A 482-nucleotide genomic window follows, 5' to 3' on the forward strand; every position below is an offset into this window, starting at 1 on the left:
GTTCAGTATTGGTGACAGACCACCACAAGTATCCAACCTCAATTCTGTTCACAAGACCATCGTTGATGTTCTCGGCGAGCGATACCGTCGAATTTATTCTTAAAGTAGGTGCGGAATGACGGATAAAGGTAACGCTGCAACGTCTGCTGTAGCCGTTGTTGACCTATGGTCGCTGCTAATGCGATATCCCAAAGTAATACCACGCTGAACATCCACCCGCCGCTGACGGCTTGTTGTGTCAGCGTGACGGATGGGCCAAGAATACTGGCCATCAGGCTGATATAAAACAGCATATTTTTGGGGTTAAGCAACGAGGAACCCAGTCCGAGTAGCAGCTGATGTGCCAGTGAAGGCACGCGCTGCGTCTCCGTGACCGTTAACGCGGTCGTTCGTGCCGAACTGCGTACGAGCTGTGAACCGATCCACAGCAGATACAGCGCCCCAGCGAGTTGCAGCAAAACAAAAAGCGGTGGCATTTGCTG

General features: G+C 51.9%; 1 protein-coding gene. It reads right to left on the reverse strand.

Going from position 1 to position 482, the window contains the following annotated elements; translation table 11 throughout:
- Positions 1–38: 38 nt before the first annotated feature.
- Positions 39–482 (reverse strand): LysE family translocator (locus tag ACTBDZ_RS18385; protein WP_438816341.1); only part of this gene is annotated, 444 nt, incomplete at its 5' end.

The organism is Symbiopectobacterium sp., assembly GCF_051710365.1.
Lineage (GTDB): Bacteria > Pseudomonadota > Gammaproteobacteria > Enterobacterales > Enterobacteriaceae > Symbiopectobacterium.